Below are 6,895 nucleotides of genomic sequence, written 5' to 3'. Positions count from 1 at the left end.
ATGCACCTGGGTCCCGTCGTCGGAATCGACGTCACCCGCGGCCGCAGCATCACCGCCAAGGACGTGGCGCGGCCGGAGTCGGTGTTACGCTGGATTCTGTCGGGAGCCTGGCGGCAGGGTCCGCCCATTGTCTCCTTGCTAATGCGGGCCGCCACGGTGCCGACCGGGCGCGATCTGCGGGCGGCGCGCGAGAGCGTCGATCTGCTGATCACCCCGGACATGACCGGGGTCGAGATCCGCAACTGGGAAGCCTATGACCCGGCGGTCGCCGCCGGCTACTCGGCCATGATCACCGCCCTGGACAGGCTGGAGACGCCGGTGACCGAACTGCGTCGCCGTCCCGCCCTCAGCGAGGCGACCGGCTCCCGCTGGCGGTGATCGAAGGGGCGCAAAGCACCGCAAAATCGGGCGACTTGTCGCATCACGCCGTCGTGGGTTTGCGACTCTCGAAAAGTCATCCCATATTGCTGATGGTGTTCAACAACTGAAAGGAGGTGATCCAGTGTCTCATTGTCATTCGTCGCAGTCGGTGACCGTAGCCTGGGCCTCCCACGAGGTTCGCGCTTAAAGCGCTGCTAAGGTTGCGGGCCGCCGCGCTTGCGGTCCGACAATGGAGGGGCCGGTCCCGACAATGGACCGGCCCCTTTTTGTTGTCTGGAGTTTGAGGCGTGGGGGGTTGGACGGCGCCTTAACGGCGGGGCGTCGTCGCTGCGCCGGCGACGCCACCGATGGCTGCGCCAGCAGCCGCGCCGGTCAGGTCCCCGCTGACCGCGCCGCCGACAGCCGCGCCGCCCAGGGCGCCGGTGGCTGCACGCTCGGTGACAGTGGTTCCGCAGGCCGCCAGGGCCAGGGCGGAAACGGCGATGGGAACGGCGATGAAGGTCTTACGCATGACTGAAATCTCCTTGGTGCTCACCTAAGGAAACCCCGGCTGATGTGGTCGGGTTCCCGACAGCCGTAAGATGACGGGGCTGCGCCCCTACCCGCCGATCAGCTCCCGCCCGATCAGGAAGCGGCGGATCTCGTTGGTGCCGGCGCCGATGTCATAGAGCTTGGCGTCCCGCAGCAGGCGCTCCACCGGGTAGTCCTTGGTGTAGCCGGCCCCGCCGAGCGCCTGAATGGCCTCAAGGGCGCATGTCACGGCGTTTTCCGAGGCCATCAGGATGGCCCCGGCCGCATCGAACCGGGTGGTGAGACCCGCGTCGCAGGCCCTGGCCACGGCATAGACATAGGCCCGCGCCGAATTCAGGGCGACATACCTGTCGGCCACCTTGGCCTGCATCAGCTGGAAGGAGCCGATGGGCGCGCCGAACTGCTTGCGCTCGCGCACATAGGGCAGGACCGAGTCGAGACAGGCCTGCATGATGCCCAGCGGGCCGCCCGCCAGCACGGCGCGCTCATAGTCCAGGCCGCTCATCAGCACGCCCACCCCGCCGCCCAGCGGGCCAAGCACGTTATCCTGCGGAACCTCGCAGTCCTCGAACACCAGTTCTGCGGTGTCGGAGCCCCGCATGCCCAGCTTGTCCAGCTTCTGGGCGACGCTGAACCCCTTGAAGTCCTTCTCGATCAGGAAGGCGGTGATCGCCCGGCCGGTCGCCTCCGGATCGGTCTTGGCGTAGACCACCAGCACATCGGCGTGCGGCCCGTTGGTGATCCAGAACTTGGTCCCGTTCAGCACATAGCGGTCGCCGCGGGTCTCGGCCCGCAGCCGCATGGACACCACGTCGGAGCCTGAGCCGGCCTCGCTCATGGCCAGGGCGCCCACATGCTCGCCGCTGATCAGCCGCGGCAGATAGCGCTGCTTCTGCTCTTCGGAGCCCCAGCGGCGGATCTGGTTCACACAGAGGTTGGAGTGGGCGCCATAGGACAGGCCCACCGAGGCCGAGGCCCGGCTGACCTCCTCCATGGCCACCACATGCTCAAGATAGCCGAGGCCAAGGCCGCCATAGGCCTCCTCCACGGTGATCCCGTGCAGGCCAAGGGCGCCCATGCGGGGCCAGAGGTCGCGGGGGAAGGTGTTGGCGGCGTCGATCTCGGCGGCGCGGGGGGCGATCTCGCCGGCCGCAAAGCGCGCCGTGGTCTCACGGATGGCGTCGGCGGCTTCGCCGAGGCCGAACTCCAGGGAAGGGCCAGTGTTCGCGATCATGCCCGTGGCGTAGCATGGAGCTGGGCCATCGGCGAGAGACGGAATCGACCGCCGGTCGGCAAGGGCGTAGCAGGCCTTGCCTCCCGATGTCGCCTCAGCGGCTCAGAATGCTCGGTCGTTCTCGGATTCGAGGTCATCCTCGCCACCGAACCGCTGCAGGATCAGATAGGCCGCGACACCGAAGAAGCCGACGCCGGCGATCCCGGCGATCCAGCCGACCACCAGCGGGCTGATGAAGCCGCCGTTTTCGACCCGGGCGTTGAACGCCCAGAAGAGCCCCCCCGCGAACAGGGCCAGGCCAAGGCCCGCCAGAACCAACAGCCCACCCAGGCTCGCCTTCTCCTTATGCTGTGGCGCAGGCTCGAAGGTGAGGATGGAGGGCTCCGGCGCCGTGTCGTCGATCATCAGCATCGGACGGGGATCAAGCGCCGGCGCCGGGGACGCTACGGCCAGGGGCGAGGCGGTAAGATCATTGGCCGCCAGCATGGGTCGATCGAACAGGCTCGGGGCGTTGTCGGCGCGGAACTCAGGCGTCGCTTCGAGGTGGGCCTCGGGCTCGGCCTCGTCGGCGTCAGGCTCGGGCGAGGTCAGCACGAAGGCGCGCTCGGCGCCGCCGGCCACGGCCAGGCCCGCCACGGGCGCGAAGATGGGCGCGGGCGCGGGCGCCGGCTCCGGCTCTGGCGCCGGTTCAGCCTGCGCCTGGGCCGTCTCCCCGGCCTCGGCCAGGATATCGGTGGGCGCCGGCAGGTCGCTGAGGTTCGGCTCCGGCGCGGCGGCGGGGGGCGGCTCGTCTGCCGCTGCCGCGGCAGACGCCGCCTCGGCCGGGGCGGCCGCCTCGATCGCCGGCTCGCGGAAGATCGCCTGCAGGCGATAGCTGACGGCGGCGGCGGCGGCCTGGGCGGGGCTCGGCTCGGTCTCGCCCTCCTCCGGCGGCGCGGGCTTGAGGGGATGGGCCTGGAGGTCACGCTGCGCCACCGCCTGGAGGCCGTCCATGGCGGTGCGCACGGCCAGCGGCGTCTCCCGCGGCACCATCCCGCTCACATCGGCGTCGAGATTGGGCCGCAGCACCGGCGACGGCGCCGGCACCCAGCCGTCCATCGGCGTCAGGAACAGGGTCTTCTCAGCCGCCCGGCGGCGGACCAGGGCGTCGATGACGATCCGCTCGCCCTCAAAGTCGGCCTTGCGCCACAGCTCCATGCCGCAGGCGGCCAGCAGCAACTGGCCCTCATTCAGCCGGCGTAGCACCGAGGATCGGCGGAAGTTCTCCACGCCGATGTTGAACGCAAAGCAGCACAGGGCGTCGAACTGGTTCTGGGTCAGCGGCGTATAGGTGGTCTCGTTGACCGCGTGGGCCACCGCGATCAGGTCGTAGAGCAGCAGGGCTTCAGCGTCCCGTTCTGAGACTTCGGCGCCCTTGCGGGCGGTCAGGGTGTGGCCATAGCCGATGGTCCAGCGGCCATCGACCAGCTGCGCCGCCTTGGGGCGGTAGCCTTCGAACCGCTTGATCAGGTCGATCGCGGCGCGGGAGACTTGGTGACGCGGTTTCATAGCCATCCTGATCCATGTTGAGACACAAACACGGGGTCTGCGCCTCTCCCGGCAAGATAGGGGCCGGGACCCCAGGCTACCGCAAGTGGCTAGAGCAAGATCAGGGCGGCGATGCCCAGGAAGGCGAAGAATCCGGTGAAGTCGGTCACGAAGGTGACAAAGACGGCCGAGGACACCGCCGGGTCGCGGCCCATCCGATCCAGCGCCAGGGGCACCACGGCGCCGGCCACCGACGCCACGAACATATTGATAACCAGGGCGGCGGCAAAGGCGATGCAGAGCCGGACATCGCCGAACAGCAGATAGACCGCCAGGCTGGTCACCGTGGCCAGCACCGCGCCATTGACCAGGCCGACGATCATCTCCCGGTTGACCACCCGAAGGGCGTTGACCGCCGACAGCTCGCGGCTGGCCAGGGCGCGAACGGCCACGGTCAGGGTCTGGGTGGCGCCATTGCCGCCGAGGGAGGCGACGATGGGCATCAGCACCGCCAGGGTCACCACCTGGGCGATCTGGGCCTCGAAGGCCTGGATGACGCTGACCGCCAGGGCCGCCGTCAGGGTGTTGAGCAAGAGCCAGGGCAGGCGCGAGCGGACCATGTCCCACACATCCCCGTGGCGCCCGCCGTCGGACACGCCGGCCAGGGCCAGGATGTCCTCGCGACTTTCCTCCTGGATGACGCCGACAATGTCATCGACCGTGATCTGGCCGACGAGCCGCCCGCCCGGCTCGACCACCGGGGCGGAGATCAGGTGGTACTTGTCGAAGATGTAGGCCACCTCTTCCTGGTCCATATCGACGGGAATCTCCGAGAGAGATTCCATGATCTGGGCCAGGGGCGTGTCGCGCTTGGCGCGTAGCAGGGTGCTGATCGGCACCGCGCCCACGGGCTTGTAGGTGGGGTCGACCACATAGACGTCGAAGAACAGCTCGGGCAGGTCGTCGGATTCCCGCCGGAAGTGGTCGATGGCCTGGCCGACGGTCCAGAACTGCGGCGCGGCCACCACCTCGCGCTGCATCAGCCGCCCGGCGGTCTCCTCGCCATAGGAGAGCGCGCTCTCGATGGCCGCCCGCTCGGTCTCCGGCAGGGCCGCCAGGACCTGGGCCCGCTTGTCGGCCTCAAGGTCTTCAACCACGTCGGCGGCGTCGTCGGAGTCCAGCTCGCCCAGCGCCTTGGCCAGGGTCTCGGGGGACACCGACTCGAGAATCTCTTCGCGGATTTCGTAATCGAGCTCGGAGAGGATCTCGGCCAGGGCCTCGGGATCGAGGTGCGGCAGGATCACTTCGCGATAGTCGGCGGCCAGGAAGCCGATCAGGTCGGCGACGTCGGCCGGATGCAGCGCGCTGAGCAGCTCACGCAGGCGCTCGGAATCGCCGCGATCGGCGGCGTCCACCACCATCGAGACGAACTGCGGATTGAGCGCATAGTCCTCGCCAAGCGCGAGGTCTTCCAGGTCTTCTTCGCGATCGGTCTCATCGTCGGCAAGGTCGGCCAGTTCACGGCTCATGCGGACCTCCCCTGCTGACGTCTAAGATCTACCGTTCTGCCGTTCCTGGTTTCACTGGTGCGGTCGAGAAGACTCGAACTTCCACGGGTTGCCCCACAGCGACCTCAACGCTGCGCGTCTACCAATTCCGCCACGACCGCTCGTGGTGAGCCGCGGGGCGTAGCAAACCACCGCGGCTTTGTGAAGGACAGTTTTCGCCCGTCAGCTCCCGCCGGCCATGTAGTCGAACACATTGGCCTCGCGGGTGACGGCGATCGCGATCTTGTCGTCGCTGATCTGGATTTCCCCGCGGGCGACGGGGTGGTTATTGGCCAGGATCCAGACCTCTTCATTGACCGTGGCGTCGAGGGGAATCACCGCCCCGCGACCCATGCGCAGGAGCTGCTGCATGGGCAGGGAGGCGCGGCCCAGCACCACCGAAATCTCGACGTTGACCGCTTCGACCTGACTGGACAAACCCACACCCCTGAACACCAGCCCGTCTGCGGCTTTGCAGCCGGCGGGCTAAGACCCCACATTGACGGCTCATGCTTGACCGCACGTTAAATCCGCCGACCGAAACGCCAATCTTCGCCCGCGAGGATGGCCGCCCTGTGGGCTGGGCGATCTCCCCGGGCCTGGTGGACTATGAGGCCGCCGTCGCCGCCATGGAGGCCCGCGCCGCCGCCATCGCCGAGGGGCGCGCCGGCGAGCTGATCTGGCTGCTGGAGCACCCCCCGCTCTATACGGCCGGGGTTTCGGCCAAGCCGGCGGACCTGCTGCAGCCCGACCGGTTCCCGGTCTTCCAGAGCGGGCGCGGCGGACAGTTCACCTATCACGGCCCCGGCCAGCGGGTGGCCTATGTGATGCTCGACCTCACCGCCCGGCGCCGCGACGTGCGCGCCTTCGTCGCAGCCCTGGAGGCCTGGGTGATCGGCGCCCTGGCGCGCTTCAATGTCGAAGGGGCGATTCGGCCCGGTCGGGTGGGGGTCTGGGTGGAGCGGCGCACGCCGGGCTTCGCCCCGCAGGAGGACAAGATCGCCGCCATCGGGGTAAAGTTGCGGCGCTGGGTGTCATTCCACGGGGTGGCGCTGAACGTCGAACCCGATCTGAGCCATTTCGCCGGCATCGTGCCCTGTGGCGTCACCGAGCATGGGGTGACCAGCCTGGTGGACCTCGGCCTGCCCGTCACCATGGACGAAGCCGACGCGGGTCTCCGCGCCGGCTTCGAGGCCGTCTTTGGGCTGACAGAGGCGGTCGACCCGCCCCCGTGCGCGCCTATGTCGTCAGGGTCGGATCAGACCGTCGCCCCGTAATAACCGCTGACCTCTTCTCGCCAGCCATAGTCAGTGGTGGAGAAGCGGGACTTGTCATAGCCCGGCGCCCCTTCGAGGGTTTCCTTCTCCAGGGCGACGACGAAGCCGTCCTTGGCGGTGTCGTAGGTCAGGACCGACCAGGGCAGCGGATAGTGCTTCTCGCCCATGCCGAGCAGGCCGCCAAAGGCCATGGTGGCGAACTCGGCCTGGCCGGACACCTTGTCGATGAAGATGTTCTCCACCGTTCCCAGCTTTTCGCCGGCAGGATTGTAGACGCTCACGCCCTCGACCTTGTCGGCGGCGATCAGGCGCATGTCGGTGCGGTCGGCTGCATCAGTGCCCATTGGGAGACTCCATGTCTTGAGGTTGTGTCGCACCTCCAGAACACCCTTCCCTTG

7 protein-coding genes, 1 tRNA gene and 1 pseudogene are annotated in these 6,895 nt (G+C 68.3%); 2 read left to right on the top strand and 7 right to left on the bottom strand.

Annotation, left to right across the window (positions count from 1 at the left end):
* Nucleotides 1-378, top strand: a pseudogene (locus tag Q7S93_RS12125) (patatin-like phospholipase family protein); the annotation flags it as partial.
* Between the two features lie 310 nt (nt 379-688).
* Here the strand turns inward: Q7S93_RS12125 and Q7S93_RS12120 are convergent.
* The 6 genes from Q7S93_RS12120 to Q7S93_RS12095 all read right to left on the bottom strand — a co-directional run bounded on the left by Q7S93_RS12120 (nt 689) and on the right by Q7S93_RS12095 (nt 5,679).
* Nucleotides 689-892, bottom strand: a complete 204-nt coding sequence (locus tag Q7S93_RS12120; RefSeq protein WP_304714157.1) for a hypothetical protein — start codon at nt 890-892, stop codon at nt 689-691.
* 87 nt (nt 893-979) lie between these two features.
* The gene (locus Q7S93_RS12115) at nt 980-2,146 is read right to left on the bottom strand and encodes an isovaleryl-CoA dehydrogenase (protein WP_304714156.1); all 1,167 of its coding nucleotides are present in this window, start codon (nt 2,144-2,146) and stop codon (nt 980-982) included.
* Between the two features lie 102 nt (nt 2,147-2,248).
* A complete protein-coding gene (locus Q7S93_RS12110; RefSeq protein ID WP_441339428.1) occupies nt 2,249-3,694 on the bottom strand; it encodes a lysozyme in 1,446 nt (481 codons plus the stop codon).
* An 89-nt stretch (nt 3,695-3,783) separates the two neighbouring features.
* The gene (mgtE, locus tag Q7S93_RS12105) at nt 3,784-5,202 is read right to left on the bottom strand and encodes a magnesium transporter (RefSeq protein ID WP_304714154.1); all 1,419 of its coding nucleotides are present in this window, start codon (nt 5,200-5,202) and stop codon (nt 3,784-3,786) included.
* 55 nt (nt 5,203-5,257) lie between these two features.
* Nucleotides 5,258-5,342: transfer RNA gene (locus Q7S93_RS12100), tRNA-Leu, on the bottom strand.
* 61 nt (nt 5,343-5,403) lie between these two features.
* The gene (locus tag Q7S93_RS12095; protein ID WP_370652150.1) at nt 5,404-5,679 is read right to left on the bottom strand and encodes a FliM/FliN family flagellar motor switch protein; all 276 of its coding nucleotides are present in this window, start codon (nt 5,677-5,679) and stop codon (nt 5,404-5,406) included.
* Nucleotides 5,680-5,729: 50 nt separating this feature from the next.
* Between Q7S93_RS12095 and lipB the strand changes: the two genes are divergently transcribed.
* Nucleotides 5,730-6,497 (top strand): lipoyl(octanoyl) transferase LipB, encoded by a 768-nt coding sequence (gene lipB, locus Q7S93_RS12090; protein ID WP_304714153.1) that lies wholly within the window; start codon nt 5,730-5,732, stop codon nt 6,495-6,497.
* Here lipB and Q7S93_RS12085 read toward each other — a convergent pair.
* A complete protein-coding gene (locus tag Q7S93_RS12085; RefSeq protein WP_304714152.1) occupies nt 6,479-6,841 on the bottom strand; it encodes a PRC-barrel domain-containing protein in 363 nt (120 codons plus the stop codon). The genes lipB and Q7S93_RS12085 overlap by 19 nt on opposite strands.
* Nucleotides 6,842-6,895 lie beyond the last annotated feature (54 nt).

The organism is Phenylobacterium sp., assembly GCF_030646615.1.
In the GTDB taxonomy this organism is placed as follows: domain Bacteria; phylum Pseudomonadota; class Alphaproteobacteria; order Caulobacterales; family Caulobacteraceae; genus Phenylobacterium.
The sequence above is the reverse complement of the archived record's forward strand: the minus strand, read 5'-3'. Positions and strand labels throughout refer to the sequence as shown.